This is a genomic window from Halosimplex litoreum (genome assembly GCF_016065055.1).
GTDB lineage: Archaea > Halobacteriota > Halobacteria > Halobacteriales > Haloarculaceae > Halosimplex > Halosimplex litoreum.
This window is the reverse complement of record NZ_CP065856.1, coordinates 528,967-546,181: the sequence shown is the minus strand read 5'-3', so window position 1 is coordinate 546,181 and position 17,215 is coordinate 528,967. Positions and strand designations below refer to the sequence as shown.

The window sequence follows — 17,215 nt, the reverse complement described above, 5'->3', positions numbered from 1 at the left end:
AACCGCCGGCAATGGGACACGAGGGCTTCACGGAGGTGACGCGGCTGGGCGCCGCGCGCGAGGCACTGCTGTCGGTCGTCGACCCGCCCGAGGGGGTCGAGTCTCTCCCCCTCGCCGAGGCCGACGGCCGGACGCTCGCCGAGCCGGTCGCCGCCGGCCGCGACGTACCGGGGTTCGACCGCGCGGCGATGGACGGCTACGCCGTCCGAGCGACCGACACACACGACGCGAGCGGCCGCTCACCGGCCGTCCTCGACGAGACCGACGGGGAGGTCAGCGCCGGACTGGCCCGCTACGTCCACACGGGGAGCCCGATGCCCGACGGCGCCGACGCCGTCGTGAAAGTCGAGGAGACCGAGACGCGAGGGGACCGCGTGGAGGTGTTCGCCGCCGTCCCGCCCGGCGAAAACGTCGCGCCGGCCGGCGAGGACGTCGAAGCGGGCGACCAGTTGGTCGACGCGGGTCGCCGACTGCGCCCCTCCGACCTGGGACTGCTGAAGGCCGGCGGTCACCGCTCGGTGGCCGTCCGCGAGCGGCCGACGGTGAGCGTGATCCCGACCGGCGAGGAACTCGTCGACTTCGATCCCGGCTACGGCGAGACGACCGAGACCAACGGCCTGACCGTCTCGCGACTGGTCGAGCGCTGGGGTGGCGAGACCACGTATCGCGACATCGTCGGCGACGACGAGGCCGCGCTCCGCGAGGCGGTCGAACGCGACACCGACCACGATCTCGTGGTGACGACCGGCGGTTCTTCGGTCGGCGAACGCGACCTCATCGCCGACGTGGTGGCCGACCTCGGCGAGGTGCTGGGTCACGGCCTCGCGCTCAAGCCCGGCCACCCCGTCGGCTACGGCGTCGTCGACGACACGCCCGTGCTGACGCTGCCCGGGTATCCGGTCTCCTGTCTCGTGACCGCCGTGCAGCTGCTTCGGCCCGCCGTCGCGACGGCGGGCGGGTTCGACCCCGAGCCGTTCCCGACGTTCGAAGCGACGCTGGACCGCAAGATCGCGAGCGAGGTCGGCGTGCGCTCGTTCGTCCGCGTTCGGGAGACCGGCGGGGGGACGGTCGAACCGGTACGCGGCGGGGCGGGCGCCCTCTCCTCGGTCGCCGCGGCGGACGGCTGGGTCGTCGTCCCCGAGAGCCTCGAAGGCGTGACCGCCGACGAGTCCGTCGCCGTCGAGCGCTGGGAACCCCACCACTGACGTCGCTCGCGCTCGGCCAGCGTTCCGCTACTCCGGTCGCTCGTGCGACCAGAACGCGTCGTCGACGGTGACCTCCTTCTTGAACAGCGGCACTTCGTCTTTCAGGCGGTCGATGCCGTCCTCGACGGTCTCGAAGGCCTCCCGTCGGTGGCCCGCGAGGACGACCACGAAGACGATGTCCTCGCCGGCCTCGACGACGCCGGTGCGGTGGTGCATGCGGACCTCCTGGACCCCGTCGCGGGCCTCCAGCTCCGCGCGGATGGTCGCCATCCGGTCCTCGGCGACGCCGTCGTACTTCTCGAATTCGAGATACTCGGTCGGCTCGTCGTCGGCGTCCTCCTGGGTCCGAACGCGACCGGTGAAGGTGGCGACGGCGCCGGCGTAGCGGGCGTCGGGCGAGCGCGTCACTTCGGCGACCAGCGAGGCCAGCGACTCGTACGGTTCGAGGGCGTCGAGGGCGTCGACGAGCGAGTCGAGATCGACGGCGTCGGCGCCGGCGGCCGTCGCCACGGTCTCGCCGTCGTGGTCGCGGCCGGCGAGCGCGACGGTCGGGAGCGGCCGGTCGCTGTACCCCTCCACGAGGCAGTAGTCGAAGTCGGCGGCCAGGTCGTCGAGCGTCGCCGCGAGCGAGCGGTCGGCGCCGGTGGCGAACCAGCCGGCGTCGTCGGTGATCCCGTAGGTCGCCGCCGCACCGGCGGCGCGGTGGCGGGCGGTGTCTTTCCCCTCCGTGTCGACGGTCGGTTCGGTTTTGAGGTGTTTGACCGTCGCGACGGCTCCGCGGTCGGCGAGGCGCCCCACGAGGCGCTCGACCAGCGTCGTCTTGCCCGAGTCCGACGGCCCGACGATCCCCAGGACCTGCATACCCGAACTCGGCGGCCCGGCGGCTTGTAAATTCCGCGTCACCGGTTCGACCGCGGTGACCGCGAGCGACGGGTCCGATGGACAGCCACAAATCCGGGGCCGTCCCAGGGGAAGTATGAGCGACTCGGACCGGCCGCGGGTCCGCGGCGTCGTCCTCGCCGGCGGTCGGAGCACCCGCTTCGGCGACGCGGACAAGGCCGTCGCGACGCTCGAGGGTCGACCACTCGTCGCCCGCGTGGTCGACGCAGTTGCCGAGACGACCGAGCGACCGCCGATCCTCTCGGTCGCGACGGACGAGCAGGGCGAACGACTGGCGAACGCGCTCGGCGACCGCGCCGTCGAGCCGGTCCGGGACGACCCGTCGCTGTCGGGGCCGCTGGCGGGAGTGGCGGCCGCGGCCGCGGCGACCGACGCGCCCTGGCTGTTCGTCTGCGGCTGCGATATGCCGCTGGTCTCGCCCGCGAGCGTCGGGGCGCTGCGGGCGCGGCTGGCGGCGAGCGCCGACGACCGGGCAGGCGAGCGCGGGGACGCGGACGCCGTCGTGCCGGTCGTCGACGGGTACGACCAACCGTTACACGCGCTCTATCGCCGGGGTGCGGTCGACGACGCGCTCGCGGACCGCTCCTCGACCGACGCGTTGCTGACGGTGCTCGACGGACTGGCCGTCGAGCGAGTCGCGGCCGACGCGGTCGCGGCGCCGCTGGCCGAAGCGACGACGAACGTCAACACGCGCGCGGACCTGGCGGCGCTCCGAGGTCGCGATTCGCCCGAATAGGGTTTCTGAGCCGGAATCTCCGGCGAGTCGGTTGCGCCTGCAGGCCGCCGGGCTATTCGGCTCGACGGCCAAACGCGGGCGCAATGGTCGACGTGATGGGACATCTGGCGATGGCACTGCTCTGGGCGCTCCCGGCGTGGTTCGTCTGGCACGACCGCGTGGGCGCCGTCTTCGTCGCCTTCGCCGTCTTCGTGGCACCGATACCCGACGGGGACAAGTACCTCGCGATGGCGTTCCCGGACGCGTTTCACCACCACGGGCTCACCCACACCGTCGTGTTCGCCGTCGCTGCGGCGCTCGTCGTCGGCGCGCTCGCCGCCTGGCTGCTCACGGACAGGGTCGACGAGTGGGTCGACAACGAGCACTTCGACGGCTCGAGCACGTTCGTGTTCGCCACCGGCGCCGTCCTCGTCGGTTGGCTGAGCCACGTCTTCGCCGACATGCTCTCGGCGCCGGACATCTCGACGCCGATCGAGCCGCTGTGGCCCGTTATCGACGGCTCCTGGGGGATCGACCTGATCTGGTACAACGACCCGCTGTGGAACGTGGTCTTCCTCGCCGTCATGGTCGTCGCCCACGGCGTGCTGGCCTACAGCGCGTTCAAGCTCGACCACCCCTACCGGATCCAGAAGGTCTGAGTCGGCCTGTAGCGAGCGGGTGCCCTGTCAGTCCGTCTCGCGGCTGTAGGGCTCAAGCAGCGCCGACGGCGCGCCCAGTCGCGAGTCGTCGAAGCGGACGACCGTCACGACCAGCACGACGATGGTCGCGAGGTAGGGGTACGTCGACATGATCGTCGGGTGCATCAACAGCTCCAGTACGGGATTGACGACGCCCGCCAGCGGTGCGCCGGCGTCGAGCGCCAGGTCGATGCCCTGCGAGCGCAACTGGAGCGCGTCGAGCAGGCCGAACAGGTACGCGCCGACCAGCGCCCGCTCGGGCCGCCACTGCGCGAAGATGACCAGCGCGACCGCGATCCAGCCGCGCCCGGCGACCATCCCGGTCGCCCACAGCTGCGAGAACGCCAGCGAGAGGTGCGCGCCCGCCGCGCCGGCGAAGGCGCCGCCCAGCAACACGCAGAGATAGCGCATCTTGAACACGTCGACGCCCATGGTGTCGGCGGTCTCGGGGTCCTCGCCGACCGAGATGACTTCGAGGCCGAGGTTCGTCCGGAAGAGGAACCACCACACCGCCGGGACCAGCGCGAGCGCGATGAAGTCCGGCGCGGTCGAGCGGAACAGCGCCTCGCCGACGATCGGGATCTCGACGAGGTACCGACCGACGACGGGCAGGGTCGTCTGAGGGAAGCCGTCGATCGACCTGTTGACCCAGTCGGTCCCGAAGTAGGTCGTCAGCCCGGTCCCCAAGAGCGTCAGCATGACGCCGCTGATGACCTGGCTGGACTTGAGCGTGATACAGAGGAACGCGTGGATGAGCGCCAGCGCCGCGCCCATCGCCATGCCGGCGGCGAAGCCGAGCCAGTAGCTGCCGGTGACGACCGTCGTCGCGAACCCGCCGAGCGCGCCGACGAGCATCATCCCCTCGACGCCGAGGTTGAGGACGCCCCCGCGTTCGCTGATGATCTCGCCCAGCGCGGCGAAGATGAAGACGGTCGACGCCCGGACGGCCGCGTCGAGCAGCCCCGCGGCGAACCCGACCATCAGGCCGCACCTCCGGGCTCGCCGTCGGTCGGCGCCGGTTCGTCGTCGAGTTCCACGTCGACGCTGTAGCGTTTGAAGAACTCCGCGGTGATCAGACAGAGGATGACCAGCGCCTGGATCACGTCGATCAGCGCCGCCGGGACGCCGTAAGACACCTCCAGTCGCGACCCGCCGACGAACAGCACGGCGAAGAATACCGCCGCGAGCAGGACGCGAACGGCGCCGTTCCGCCCGAGCAGGGCGATCGGGATCGCCGTGAACCCGTAGTCCGGCGAGAACGCGGGCCGGAGCCGCCCCTGAACGCCGGATATCTCGCTGAAGCCGCCGATCCCGGCGAACGCGCCGCCAACGAGGAAGACGAACAGGTAGACGCGGGCCGTGCTCATCCCGGCCTGGGCGGCCGCGAGGGGGTTCGAGCCGACGAAGGTGACCTCGAAGCCCATCCGCGTCCGGGCGACGAGGACCGCCGTAACCGCGACCGCCAGCAGAGCGACGAGGAAGCCCGCGTGGACCTCCAGAACGGGGACGGTGGGATACGTCGCCGCGTCGAGTAGCTCCGCGCTCCCCGGGATGTTGCCGAGGCCGCCCTGCATCGGCCCGCGGACGAGATAGCTGGCGATCTGGACGGCGACGAACGTCAACAGCAGCGTCGTGATGATCTCGTTGACGTCCCACTTGGCCCGCAGGTAGGCGGGGATCCCCGCCCAGAGGCCGCCGGCGACTCCCGCGCCCAGAATGGCGAGGGGGATCAGCGCGACCATCGGCAGGGAGACGTTGATACCGATCCACGTGCCGACGATCGCGCCCATGTACAGCTGTCCCTCGGCGCCGACGTTCCACAGACCTGCCCGCAGCGGAAGGTAGACGGCGAGCCCGGTCAGCACGAGGGGCACGGTCCGCGTCGCGGTCTGGCGCAGTCCGAAGGGGTTGGTCAGCGTCTCGACGAACATCGTCCCGTAGGCCGCGACGGGGTTGACCGACAGCGCGACCAGCGCGACCGCCGACAGCGCCAGCGCGCCGACCACGGTGAACACGGGCGTCCCGTAGACCAGCCACGCCGGCACGTCCTCCCTGGCCTCCAGCTCGACCGAGAGGTTCACCGACGGTCACCTCCGGACGACGATCCGGTCCCGCCGTCCGTCATCGCGCGATCGGCGGCGTCACCGTCCCCGCCGCTCCTCGCTTCGGTGGCGTCGTCGACGCCGCCGGTCATCCGCATGCCGACGCGCTCGCGGTCGGCCGCCTCGGGCGTCGTCTCGTGGACGATCTCGCCCTCGTAGATCACGAGCAGCCGGTCCGACAGATCGAACAGTTCGTCCAGGTCCTCGGAGATGAGGACGGTGCCGGTGCCTTCGGCGCGCTGGTCCAAGATCGCCTCGCGGAGGAACTCGATGGCGCCCACGTCGACGCCGCGTGTCGGCTGGTGAGCGACCAGCAGATCCGGGTCCCGCGTGAGTTCACGCCCGAGGATGAGCTTCTGGAGGTTGCCGCCGGATAGGTCGCCGGCGGGCACCTCTCGCACGTCGTGGACGCCGCGCACGTCGAACTCGTCGACGATCTCCTCGGCGTAGCGGGCGAGTTCGTCGTAGTCGAGGAACGGACCGTCGTCGAAGCGGTCGTCGCGCAGTTCCTTCAGCGCCGCGTTGTGCATCACCGACAGCTCCTCGGCGCAGCCGTACTCGTGGCGGTCCTCCGGGACGAACGAGACGCCGCCGTCGACGAACGCCCGCGCCGGCTCGCCGGTCAGGTCTCGGCCGTCGACCGCGATGGTCCCCCCGGTCGGGTCGCGGACGCCCGCGAGCGCCTCGGCCAGTTCGCGCTGGCCGTTACCGCTCACGCCGGCGATGCCGACGATCTCGCCGGCCCGAACGGACAAATCGATCCCCGACAGCGCCTCGATGCCGCGGTCGTCCTCGGCGCGCAATCCGTTCGCGTTCAGCACCGGATCGCCGGGTTCGACGCGCTCTTTGTCCAGCGAAAAGAGGACCTCGCGGCCGACCATCAGCCGCGCGAGTTCCGCCTGGTCGACCGACCCCGTCTCGACGGTGCCGACGGTCTCGCCCTCGCGGAGGACGGTCACCCGGTCGGTGATCGCCGTCGCCTCGGCGAGCTTGTGCGTGATGAAGATGATCGAGATGCCGCTGTCGGCCAGCGTCCGCAGCGTCTCGAACAGCCGCTCGGCCTCCGTCGGCGTGAGCACGGCCGTCGGCTCGTCGAGGATGAGGAGATCGACGTCGCGATACAGCGCCTTGAGGATCTCGACGCGCTGGCGCTCGCCCACGTCGAGTTCGGCGACCGGCGCGCGCACGTCCACGCCGAAGCCGTAGTCGTCGGCCAGCGCCTCGATCTCCGCCGCCGAGGCGTCCAGGCCGATGGTGAACCGCTCGGCGAGGCCGCGGGCGAGGCGATTCTGTCGGATCGAGTCGGGGAGCCAACTGTCGGAGGCGTCCCCGGCAGTTCCACCGTCTCCACCTCGATCGCGGAACGGCCCGGCGGGTTCGCGCTCGCCGAGGACGACGTTCTCGGCGACCGACAGGCGCGGGATGAGCTTGAAGTGCTGGTGGACCATGCCGATGCCCCGATCGATGGCGTCCTGGGGCGAGTCCAGATCGAGGGGCTCGCCGCCGAGGTGGACGCTCCCGGCGTCGGCGTCGTAGAGGCCGTAGAGAATCTTCATCAGGGTGCTCTTGCCGGCGCCGTTCTCGCCGAGGAGGCCGTGGATCTCGCCGCGGCGGACGGAGAAGTCGACGTCGTCGTTGGCGACGACGCCCGGGAACTCTTTTCGGACGCCCGACATCCGGAGGAACGGGTCCTCGTCCATTACGATACCGGACGGCTTCGAACGTCCTTGAATATACCGTTCCGCGACCGCCGCCGTGGGACAGGTTCGCGGGGTAGGCGGTCGCAGACGCCAGACCCTAGAGGGTCTCGATAGTCCTAATAGAACTCTGTAGTCCGCTATAGGCAGCCTTATAGACCATCACCGATCCGTATCGGACAGGAGCGGTCGGCCGGGACCCAGTCGACGGGTCGCGGGCCGGCGGCGACAGTCACGGGACACACAATGGCGACAGACATCACACGACGACGGGCGATCAAGGCACTGGGACTCGCGGGCGCGACCGGACTGGCCGGCTGTTCGTCGGGCGGCGACGGCACGGCCACCAGCGGCGACGGCGGCAGCGGCACGGACGGCAGCGACTCCGTGCGCGCCGCGTTCGTCTACAACTCCGAGGTCGGCGACCAGGGCTGGTCGTGGGCGCACGACCAGGGGCGACAGGCGGTCGCCGAGGAGTACGACTGGCTGGAGACGGCCTACACCGAGGCGGTCGCGCCGGCCGACTCGCGGACCGTCTTCGAGCAGTACGTCCAGGAGGACTACGACGTCGTCTTCGGCAACACCTTCGGCTACATGGACACGATGGTGTCGGTCGCCGAGGAGAGCCCCGACACCCTCTTCGAGCACTGCTCGGGCTACCAGACGAGCGAGAACCTCGGCCGGTACTTCGGCCGGATGTACCAGGCGCGCTATCTCGCCGGCATCGCCGCGGGCATGCTGACGGAGGCGAACTCCCTGGGCTACGTCGCGGCGCTGCCCATCGCGGAGGTCGTCCGCGGCATCAACGCCTTCACGCTCGGGGCGCGCTCGGTCAACCCCGAGGCGACGACGAAAGTTCGCTGGACGAACACGTGGTACGACCCGCCGACCGAGCAGGAGGCGGCCAACGCGCTCATCGACCAGGGCGTCGACGTGATGGCCCAGCATCAGGACTCGGCGGCGGCGGTCCAGGCCGCGGCCGACGCGGACATCTGGGCGACCGGCTACGACGCGCCGATGCTCGAACAGGGCGGTGACAACTACGTCACCTCCCCGATCTGGCACTGGGAGGAGTTCTACGGCCCCACGCTGGAAGCCGTCCACGACGGCTCGTGGGAGTCGGACTTCTACTTCGACGGGCTCGACTCCGGTGTCATCGGTCTCTCCGAGTGGGGGCCGGAGGTGCCCGACGACGTGAAATCGAGCGTCGAGGAGACACACTCGGCCATCGAGAGCGGCGACGCGGACGTGTGGGCCGACAGCAAGTTCGCCGACGCCGACGACGCGACGCTGTTCCAGGACATGGGCAGCTACGTCGAGGGCGTCGAGGGCTCCGTTCCGGAGTAGACCCGGACCCCGAACCGTCCGTCGGCCGCCGCGAGGCGACCGGCGAATGATGAGCTTTTTCCCGTCGCTCGGATACCGCCAGGCATGGAACGGCTCCGCGAGTCCCTGCACGAGGCACCTATCATCGACAAGGACGGCTACGAGTACCTCGTCCACCCGATCAGCAACGGCGTACCGATGTTAGACCCCGCACTGTTGCGCGAGGTCGTCGTCGGCATCGTCCGCAACGCGGATCTGGACGTCGACAAGATCGTCGCGCCCGAAGCGATGGGCATCCACGTCGCAACCGCCCTCTCCCTGCAGACCGACATCCCCCTGGTCGTCATCCGCAAGCGCGAGTACGGGCTCCCAGAAGAGGTCTCCCTGGAGAAGTCGACGGGGTACTCCTCCTCGGAGATGTACATCAACGATATCGAGGACGGCGACCGCGTCCTGATCGTCGACGACCTGCTGTCGACCGGTGGCACCCTCGCCGCGATCACGGAAGCGCTCGACGACATCGGCGCCGACGTGGCCGACATCGTCGTCGTCCTCAACAAGGTCGGCGACAGCGCCCTCGACGACACCGACTACGAGGCGACCAGCCTGCTCGACATCACCGTCGAGGACGGCGAAGTCACCGTCCACTGAGCCGCGAGCGGCCCCGTCGCACGCCGGCGCTCTCGCGTCGCGACCGCGTCGTCACAGCCGGTGGCCACAGGCGCAGTTACCGATGCAGTAGGTCGTGTCGGCCTCGCCCACGTCGAGTCCGACGGCGGCCATCGCTGCGAGCAGGCTCGCCGTCCCGTCCGGTTCGGGCCGAACTCGCGCCGCCGTCGCGCCGTAGGGCGCCGACCCGACCGAGATCCGCTCGACCAGTTCCCGCGAAGCCGCGTCGATCACCGCCACCTCGTCGTTCGTCTGGACCGGCACGTACAGTTCCTCGCGGGCGGGGTCCCACGTGCCCGCGAACGCCGACCCGCCGATGTCGATGCGGCCGGACACCTCCCGTGCTTCGATATCGACGACCGATACGTCGTTCGTCCCCGGCGTGAACACGTAGCCGTAGCGCGATCGCGGCCCGACTTCGCTGGTGAGCGCGCCCTCGCCGAGCCCGTCGGCGCCGGGGGTGAGCTGCCCCAGGAACTCCGGACTCGCCGGGTCGCTCGTGTCCCAGACGCTCTCGGCACCGGTCCGATGCTCGACGATCAGGCGGTCGCCGCTCGGCGCGACCGTCCCCATCCACGGTGCCGACGCGGCCTCACCGTCCGTCGAGTCGCCGGTCGCGTCGCTCGCTGCCGCGGGCACGTCGATCTGCGTCGCGATCTCGAACGGGTCGAGTCGGAGGACGGTCAGCGTGTCGCCGAACAGATCGGGGACGTAGGCGACGGTGCCACCGGGGTGGACCGTCACGTCGCAGGGCCCCGGTCCCTCCCGGTCGCCGCGGCCGCCCTCGTCGGTCCGGTCGAGTTCGGCGGTCACTTCGCCGAACGTCTCCGACTCGCGGTCGGCGTCGACCAGGAGGTTCCGGTGGGCGGGCTCGCGGGCGCTGACGACCACGTTCGCCCCGTCGGGCGTCAGTTCCTGCCAGTTCGACCCGGAGCCAGTCTCGACGCGGGCGACCTCCGACAGCGACCCCGCCGCGACCGCGCGGACGCCGCGGCCGACGTTCAGCCACAGCGGATCCTCGGCAGCGGCGGTCAGGTCGGGGGCGTACTGGTTCGACGGGAACGACGAGGAAAGCCCGACGTGCTGGGTGTCGACCACCGCGTCGCGGGCGGGGTCGATCAGGCTCACCGTCGCGTCGCCCGTGTTGAAGACGACGACCGTGTCGCCGTCGGCGCGCTCGCTCGCGGTCGCCGTTCCGGTGTCCGTCGCGCCGTCGCCGGGGCCGCTCGAACACCCTGCGGTGAGCGCGGCACCCGCGGTCGCCGAGCCCGCGAGCAGGCCGCGCCGAGAGACGCTCGCCCGCCCGTCACCGGCGCCGTCCGCCGCTCCGCCGCGCTCTCCGCGGTTCGGATACAGCCGCGCCTCGTCACCGTCGGTCATACCTCCGCCAGGGACCGTCCGGGAAAATACCTGCTGGTGGCGTGTCCGGCCGACGCGCGACCGACGCGCAGCGGGGGCGATCCCGGGCGTGCTGTGTCGGCGCGACCGCCGGCCGCCTACCGCCAATGGTCGAGCCACAGCGGAACCGAGCTCTGGATCCAACCGTCGGTGGCCTCGTCGTCGTAGATGATGAGGTCCGCGCCCGTGAACACGGCGCGGTACCGACCCACGGTCACGTCGTCGTCGGCGGTCACCGGCAGTTCCCCGTCGTTGTCTGCGTTGCTCGACATCTGTTGTCCTCCGGGTGTCGCACCCTCGACACCAGCTTGGGACTGGATCGACTTATACATGTGTTACCAATACTCACGGCAACCGTGGAGACACCGTGTTCACAGGAGGCGAGATAGCGACGGGAGAACCGATCCGCCGCGCTCTACCGGGGTGCCGTTCGGTCGGCGCGGTCACTCCCCGCCGGGGACGACGACCTGGTTCCGGAGGCCGTCGGTGTGTCCGTCGTCGGTCCGCTCGACGTTCTCGGCCAGGATATCGGCCAGTCGCTCCCAGTACTTCGGTGTCGATCCGGCGTTGTGGGGAGTGATCCTGACGTTGTCGAACTCCCAGAGCGGGTGGTCGGCCGGGAGCGGCTCGGGGTCGGTCACGTCCAGCGCCGCACCACCCAGCTCGTTCCCGCGGATCGCGTCGACCAGCGCGTCGGTGTCGACGATCGGCCCGCGGCCGACGTTCACGAGGACGGCGTCGGTCGGCATCGCCGAGAGTTCGTCGTCACCGACGAGTCCCCGCGTCTCGTCGGTCAGCGGCGCCGCGACGACGACGTACTCCGAACGCGACAGCGCTCCCTGGAACGCCTCCTCGTCGGTGAACCCGACGACTTCGTCCGTCGGACCGCCTTTCTCCGGGCTGTAGCGGGCACCGATCGTCTCGACGCCGAACCCCGCCAGGCGCTCGACGACGGCCTCGCCGATCGCGCCCATCCCGACGACCGTCACCGTCGAGCCCTGGAACTCGTCGGCCCGGAAGTGCTGCCAGGTGCCGGTCCGCTCGCGGCGCCATCCCTCGTCGAGCCGTCGGGCGAACGCGAGCAGCCAGCCGATCACCTGCTCGGCGATGTTCGGACCGTGGACGCCGGAGGCGTTCGTCACCGCCACGCCGCGTTCGCGGAAGGCGTCCAGCGGCAGGTGCCCGACCCCGGCCGACCCACAGGCGAACAGTTCGAGGTCGTCGGCGCGCGCGAGCAGTTCCTCGTCCATGTGCATCCCCGTGACGATCCGGGCCGTCCCGATCGTCTCGTGGGTCTCCCCCTCCGTCCGCGGGAGCTTGACGTGATAGCTCGGGAGTCGCGAGCGAAGTTCCGCGGCGTACTCGCTCGCCGGGACCCCGTGTGCGGGCTGGTTCAACACGACGATCCGGTCTGATCCGGCCATGCTCTCGCCTCGTCCGTGGCCCGCATAAGCGTTCGCGCGACCGAGGAACTCGCCGGCTCGTCCCCGACGACCATCGAACCACCCCGGCGACCGCGTCCCCCGAACGCTTTACCCCTTCCCCGCCCCAGCGCCGCCCATGCACCGACGATTCGTCTCCCCTCGCGCCTACGTTCAGGGCGCCGGCGCCCTCGCCGACGCCAGTGCCGAATTCGACCGTTTCGACGCCGAGCACGCCGCTATACTCGGTGGCGACACCGCGCTCACAGCCGTCGGCGACACCGTCTCGGCAGGGCTCGCCGACGCCGGAGTCGAGGTCTCCCACACCGCCGCAGGCGTCGACCGCTGTACCGACCCGGTCCTCGACGACCACGTCGACGCCGCGACGGCCGCCGACGCGGATCTGGTCGTCGGCGTCGGCGGCGGCGTCGCGATGGACGTTGCCACCGCCGTCGCCGACCGCATCGACGCGAGCCTCGCGGTCGTCCCCACCATCGCCAGCACCGACGCGCCCACGAGTACCGTCGCCGTCGTCTACGACGACGCCGGGAACTTCCGCGAGGTCCGCTATCGCGACCGCAACCCCGAACTCGTCCTCGTCGACACCGCCGTCGTCGCCCAGGCCCCCGCCCGCTTCCTCGCTTACGGCATGGGCGACGCTATCGCGACCCGCTTCGAGGCCGAGGCCGTCGCCGCCACCGGCGGCCGCACCGACGCGGACGGGGCGTCGAGCTTCGCCGCCCGAGCGCTCGCCGAGGAAGCGTACGGGCGCGTCCGCGAGCACGGACCCGACGCGCTGGCCGCCGTCCGCCGCGACGCCGTGACGCCCGCCGTCGAGCGCGTCGTCGAGGCCAACACCCTCCTGTCGGGGCTGGGCTTCGAGAGCGGCGGCACCGCCGGCGCCCACGCCGTCCAGATCGGCCTCACCAACGCCGGTGTCCGCGAACCTCACGGCCTGCTCGTCGGCTTCGGCACCGTCGCCGAACTCCTCGTTCGCGACGCCGACCCCGACGTGGTCTCCGAGGTGCTCGATCTCCTGTTCGCGCTCGACCTAGACGTGAGCCTGGCCGAACTGGGCGTCGAAGACGCCCACCTGACGGCCGTCGGCGAGGTCGCCTGCGACCACGGGATGGACCTCGAGCCCGTCGACGCCACGTCCCGACGAGTCGCCGACGCCGTCAGGACGGCCGACGAGCTGATCCGGGAGCGACGCGCCGACTGAAGCCGAGCGCACCGCTCGGCCACCCCGTCCGATTCGGACCCCGCTCAGCCACCCCGTCCGATTCGGACCCCGCTCGGCCGGTTCGTCGACCCGGGTGGCGAGACCGCCCTTTAGTCGGCCTTCGGGAGTTCGACGGTGAAGACGGCCCCGTTCGGGTCGTTGTCAGTCACGTCCACGCTCCCGCCGTAGCCCTCGACGAGCGTCCGAACGAGGTGGAGCCCGAGGCCGGTCCCGGGGCTGTCGAGCCCTTTCTCGCCTTTCCCGAAGATCTGCGACTTCTGCTCGTCGGCCACGCCGGGCCCGTTGTCGGCCACCCGGACGGCCACACGTTCGTCACGGTCAACTACGGAGACGGTCACCTCGGGCACGTCCGCGTCGTTGTGCTGGACCGCGTTCGTCAGGAGGTTCCTGAACACGGAACCGAGCATCTCGTTGGCCCGGACCGAACTCGCCGGCGGTGGCGATTCCACGGTGATGATCGCACCGGGGTACATCTCCCGTAGGTCCGCGATCTCGTCTTCGAAGACAGGCCGAAGTGCGACCCGCTTGTCGTCGACCTCGCGAGTCTGCATCATCTCGGCGGTGTCCCTGGCCGTCCGCGTCAGTTCGACCGCGTGGTTGGCCCGCTCGCGTATCGTCTCGACGTACTCGGCCTCCTCGCCCTCGACGCGCTCGGCGAGCACCTCGGCGTAGGCGGTCACGAGCTGCAGGTCGTTCCTGAAGTCGTGACGGAGGACCTGGTTCAGTACGTCCAGCTCGTCGCGTTGCTGCTCGAGGAGTTCGTTCTGCTCGCGCAGTTCCGTCTCGTAGCGCTTGCGCTCGGTGATATCGCGAGCGACGCTCAGGATCGCCGACTCGCCGTGGTACGGTATCAGGCTGGAGCTTATCTCGACGGGGATCTCCTCGCCGTCGCTCGTCCGGTGGACCGTCTCGAACACCTGTCGCCCGTCCTCGGGCATGTCCTCGATCAGTCCCGTTATCTCCTCGTCGTCGAGCCCCGCGTCGATGTCGTGGGGCCGCATGTCGAGCAGCTCCGCCCGCGAGTACCCCAGCCTCTCGACGGCCGTGTCGTTCGCCGCTAGGAACTCCCCGTCGGTGTCGATGACCCACGCGGTGTCGTTCATCCCGTCGATCAGCGCCTGCTGTTCCTCGCGAGCGCGTTCCAGTTGCCGCTCGCGCGCTCGCTGGTCCGTGACGTCCCGCGCGACGCCGACGACTCCTTCGACCCGCCCCTCCACTCGCAGCGGACTGAGCCGGTAGTCCACGGCTATCCGACCCGCACCGGGCACCTCGATCTCCGTCTCACCCCTGACCACGTCGCGCTCGCCGTCGAGCAGCTCGCGATACCGGTCGCCCGACTGCTCGCGGCGCACCGCCTCGACCAACTCGCTCTCCCGGCCCTCCAGCCGGTCCCGACTCGTCCCGTACAGCTCCGCCAGGTAGTCGTTGACGACCCTGAACCGACCGTCCCGGTCGTACAGACACGCCCCCTCCTCCATCCCCGCGAGGATCTGCTCGTAGAGATGTCGCTCCCTGTCGTGAGCCGTCTCGGAGCGCTCCGAACCGGCCGCGCCGGAGCGGCCCGAACGGCTCGCCTCGACGGCGCTCTCGACTCGGGCCACCAGGCTCTCGCGACGGTCCGCTTCGTTCGATCCCCGGGCGGCGTCGCTCGCGCCGACGACGACCGCCTCGCTCGCCGTCACTTCGCCCTCTTCTCGCGCGTACAGGACGACCGGTACTCTCGGATGTGTCTCTCTGACTGCCGCCAGCAGGTCGATCCCGTCCCGCCCCGACAGTTCGCGGTTCGCGACGACACAGTCGAACCCCTCGCCGGTCAGCGAGTCCCGCGCCTCGTCGACGGTCGCCGCCGTCTCGACCGTCCCGACTCGTTCGGTCAGCCGGTCGCCGGTCTCCGCGGCCGACGCCGAGCCGTCGACGAGGAGGAGCCGCGCCGACTGCTTGCCCGTAGTCATCGGTCGGTACTTGGTCCGCGACCGGTTAAGCGTGGGGTGAGTCGGGCCGCGGACTCACTCCGCCGCCCGGGACGCCGCCTCCGCGCTCTCGACCAGTCGCGAGTTCAGGGCTGCGTTGATCGGGACGAGCAGCGTCCAGGTGGCCATCCCCCACACGGGGTCGAACGCCGCGACGCCGATCGAACACGCGAACACCAGCGGGGAGACGAGAAATCGGGTCGCTTGGATCCTGACGGCGCGTGACCCCAGTCCCGCGCGAAGTAAGCGCTTGCGCGAGGCGTACAGCCACAGGAACGCGAGGCTGAGACCAGTGAGCGCCAGCACCCCGGCGACGAACGAGACGCCGAAGCGGTTCGGATGCGCGCTGAACACGCTCGTCCCGAACGGGACGAACGCCACGAACAGCAGGAAGACCAGATTCAGCCAGACGACGCCGCGGTCGTGTGCCTCGATCTGAGTGAACACGCGCCGATGGAGCGTCCAGTACAGCCCGATCACGAGGAACCCCAGCACGTAGCCGACGAAATCGTCCCACTGGTCGAAGACGAGCGTCTCCACGGTCGCCGACGGCGTCCCGGGCGGCACCTCGGGCACGGAGATATCGAGCACCAACAGCGTGATCGCGATCGCGACGACGCCGTCCGAGAGCGCGAGCAATCGGTCCGTCTCCTCGACCTCACCCCGAAGCGTTGGCGGCATGCGACCGACTACACTCGCGCGCCACGAGAGCGTACGCCCGGCAACGTCGTGCCGCCGGATTCGGCCCGTATGCACACCCGCGGAATCGACCCGGCCCCGCCGTCAGTTGCCGAACGACGACAGCGTCGCATCGCGCGTGTCGGCCAGATACGTCACGTCAGGGTCCACCATCGGACACTGCTCATCCGTGTGTCCGCCATTCGACGGCGGGTACTTATACGCCAGCCTACCCCGCAGTGAAAGTGGTTCCCCCCCATCTCGTGCGGCGTATCCACACGAGACGAACAGTCTACAGCTGTCTCGTCGGTATCGAGCCACGGCGACCGTCGAGAAATGGGCGCTGCAGGCTCCGGTTCGACTGTCGAACGAATCGACCTCTGCGGCCTGAGGCGGCCAAAATCAGCGGATTCTACGCGCACCGAAAAACACAGTATTCTGTGTGTCCATAGAATTCTATATGCCGAGTATCACGGTCAACGTGGACGACGACCTCAAGGAGCGTATGGAGCGGCATCCCGAAATCAACTGGAGTGAGGTAACGCGACAGGCCATCCAGGAGAAAATTGAGGCGCTCGAAGTGATGGACGAACTCACCAGCGAGAGCGAGCTCACCGAGAGTGACGTGCAGGAGATCGCCGACAAGATCAACGAGAGCGGACGCAAGCGCGTCGACGAAGAATCGGCCTAAACTCGACGAATGAAGCTGGTCATCGACGCCAACGTCGTCATCTCCGCACTCATCGCCGATTCGAAAACGCGGGAACTCATCGTCACGCTCGAACCCGAGCTCTTGACACCCGCGTTCGTCTACGACGAGATCGAGAACTACGAAGATCTGATCGTGGAGAAGTCCGGGATGGAACCGGACCGAGTGGCACAGTTCATCGACCTCCTGTTCCAGTACATCGAGGTCGTTCCTGCCGACGATTTCTATCCGGCTATCGAGAGCGCGGATGACGCGATCGGTGACACAGATCCGGATGATGTGCTCTATCTGGCGTGTGCGATAGCCAGCGATGCAGCCATCTGGAGCGACGATTCCGACTTCGACGAACAGGACCTCGTCGAGGCGCACTCGACGAGTGACGTGATCGAGTCGTTCGATACACACTGACTCAATGAACGATTGATTTTCGCTATTGCCACCGGCTTGAACGTACGCGGACCCCCGTCGAAATCCCCCGTCGTTC

Annotated in this window: 17 protein-coding genes; 8 read left to right on the top strand and 9 right to left on the bottom strand. The window is 69.7% G+C overall.

Annotated features, from left to right (window positions below; translation table 11 throughout):
- Positions 1-11 precede the first annotated feature (11 nt).
- The gene (locus tag I7X12_RS02780; RefSeq protein ID WP_198062366.1) at positions 12-1,205 is read left to right on the top strand and encodes a molybdopterin molybdotransferase MoeA; all 1,194 of its coding nucleotides are present in this window, start codon (positions 12-14) and stop codon (positions 1,203-1,205) included.
- Positions 1,206-1,232: 27 nt separating this feature from the next.
- Here the strand turns inward: I7X12_RS02780 and I7X12_RS02775 are convergent, their stop codons facing one another.
- A complete protein-coding gene (locus I7X12_RS02775; RefSeq protein ID WP_198062365.1) occupies positions 1,233-2,066 on the bottom strand; it encodes a molybdopterin synthase in 834 nt (277 codons plus the stop codon).
- Between the two features lie 115 nt (positions 2,067-2,181).
- Here I7X12_RS02775 and mobA point away from each other — a divergent pair, with 115 nt between their 5' ends.
- Both mobA and I7X12_RS02765 read left to right on the top strand, forming a co-directional pair.
- Positions 2,182-2,841 (top strand): molybdenum cofactor guanylyltransferase, encoded by a 660-nt coding sequence (gene mobA / locus I7X12_RS02770; RefSeq protein WP_198062364.1) that lies wholly within the window; start codon positions 2,182-2,184, stop codon positions 2,839-2,841.
- Between the two features lie 83 nt (positions 2,842-2,924).
- Entirely contained in the window at positions 2,925-3,479 is a 555-nt protein-coding gene (locus I7X12_RS02765) for a metal-dependent hydrolase (RefSeq protein WP_198062363.1), read from the top strand.
- Positions 3,480-3,506: 27 nt separating this feature from the next.
- Here I7X12_RS02765 and I7X12_RS02760 read toward each other — a convergent pair whose 3' ends face one another.
- The 3 genes from I7X12_RS02760 to I7X12_RS02750 are packed head-to-tail and all read right to left on the bottom strand — an operon-like array spanning position 3,507 to position 7,320.
- Entirely contained in the window at positions 3,507-4,499 is a 993-nt protein-coding gene (locus tag I7X12_RS02760; RefSeq protein WP_198062362.1) for an ABC transporter permease, read from the bottom strand.
- Complete coding sequence (locus I7X12_RS02755) at positions 4,499-5,599, bottom strand: ABC transporter permease (RefSeq protein ID WP_198062361.1); 1,101 nt, start codon at positions 5,597-5,599, stop codon at positions 4,499-4,501. Before I7X12_RS02755 ends, I7X12_RS02760 begins: the two co-directional genes overlap by 1 nt.
- On the bottom strand, positions 5,596-7,320 hold the full coding sequence (locus I7X12_RS02750) for an ABC transporter ATP-binding protein (protein WP_198062360.1): 1,725 nt from the start codon (positions 7,318-7,320) through the stop codon (positions 5,596-5,598). The genes I7X12_RS02755 and I7X12_RS02750 overlap by 4 nt, the downstream gene beginning before the upstream one ends.
- Before the next feature lie 243 nt (positions 7,321-7,563).
- On the opposite strand from I7X12_RS02750, the gene I7X12_RS02745 reads away from it, so the two are divergent.
- Positions 7,564-8,664 (top strand): BMP family ABC transporter substrate-binding protein, encoded by a 1,101-nt coding sequence (locus I7X12_RS02745; RefSeq protein WP_198062359.1) that lies wholly within the window; start codon positions 7,564-7,566, stop codon positions 8,662-8,664.
- Between the two features lie 84 nt (positions 8,665-8,748).
- Positions 8,749-9,294 (top strand): hypoxanthine/guanine phosphoribosyltransferase, encoded by a 546-nt coding sequence (gene hpt / locus I7X12_RS02740; RefSeq protein WP_198062358.1) that lies wholly within the window; start codon positions 8,749-8,751, stop codon positions 9,292-9,294.
- Positions 9,295-9,345: 51 nt separating this feature from the next.
- Here the strand turns inward: hpt and I7X12_RS02735 are convergent, their stop codons facing one another.
- The 3 genes from I7X12_RS02735 to I7X12_RS02725 all read right to left on the bottom strand — a co-directional run bounded on the left by I7X12_RS02735 (position 9,346) and on the right by I7X12_RS02725 (position 12,134).
- Positions 9,346-10,692, bottom strand: coding sequence for a YncE family protein (locus I7X12_RS02735; protein WP_198062357.1), 1,347 nt, complete (start codon positions 10,690-10,692; stop codon positions 9,346-9,348).
- Between the two features lie 116 nt (positions 10,693-10,808).
- On the bottom strand, positions 10,809-10,982 hold the full coding sequence (locus tag I7X12_RS02730; RefSeq protein WP_198062356.1) for a hypothetical protein: 174 nt from the start codon (positions 10,980-10,982) through the stop codon (positions 10,809-10,811).
- 171 nt (positions 10,983-11,153) lie between these two features.
- On the bottom strand, positions 11,154-12,134 hold the full coding sequence (locus I7X12_RS02725) for a D-2-hydroxyacid dehydrogenase (protein WP_198062355.1): 981 nt from the start codon (positions 12,132-12,134) through the stop codon (positions 11,154-11,156).
- 136 nt (positions 12,135-12,270) lie between these two features.
- On the opposite strand from I7X12_RS02725, the gene I7X12_RS02720 reads away from it, so the two are divergent.
- Positions 12,271-13,353 (top strand): iron-containing alcohol dehydrogenase, encoded by a 1,083-nt coding sequence (locus tag I7X12_RS02720; protein ID WP_198062354.1) that lies wholly within the window; start codon positions 12,271-12,273, stop codon positions 13,351-13,353.
- A gap of 110 nt (positions 13,354-13,463) precedes the next feature.
- On the opposite strand, the gene I7X12_RS02715 is transcribed toward I7X12_RS02720, so the two are convergent.
- Positions 13,464-15,326 (bottom strand): hybrid sensor histidine kinase/response regulator, encoded by a 1,863-nt coding sequence (locus I7X12_RS02715; protein ID WP_198062353.1) that lies wholly within the window; start codon positions 15,324-15,326, stop codon positions 13,464-13,466.
- Positions 15,327-15,380: 54 nt separating this feature from the next.
- Positions 15,381-16,025, bottom strand: coding sequence for a TMEM175 family protein (locus I7X12_RS02710; protein WP_198062352.1), 645 nt, complete (start codon positions 16,023-16,025; stop codon positions 15,381-15,383).
- 457 nt (positions 16,026-16,482) lie between these two features.
- Here I7X12_RS02710 and I7X12_RS02705 point away from each other — a divergent pair, with 457 nt between their 5' ends.
- The gene (locus I7X12_RS02705; protein WP_198062351.1) at positions 16,483-16,713 is read left to right on the top strand and encodes a hypothetical protein; all 231 of its coding nucleotides are present in this window, start codon (positions 16,483-16,485) and stop codon (positions 16,711-16,713) included.
- A gap of 9 nt (positions 16,714-16,722) precedes the next feature.
- Entirely contained in the window at positions 16,723-17,139 is a 417-nt protein-coding gene (locus I7X12_RS02700) for a PIN domain-containing protein (RefSeq protein WP_198062350.1), read from the top strand.
- The last annotated feature ends 76 nt before the right edge of the window (positions 17,140-17,215 follow it).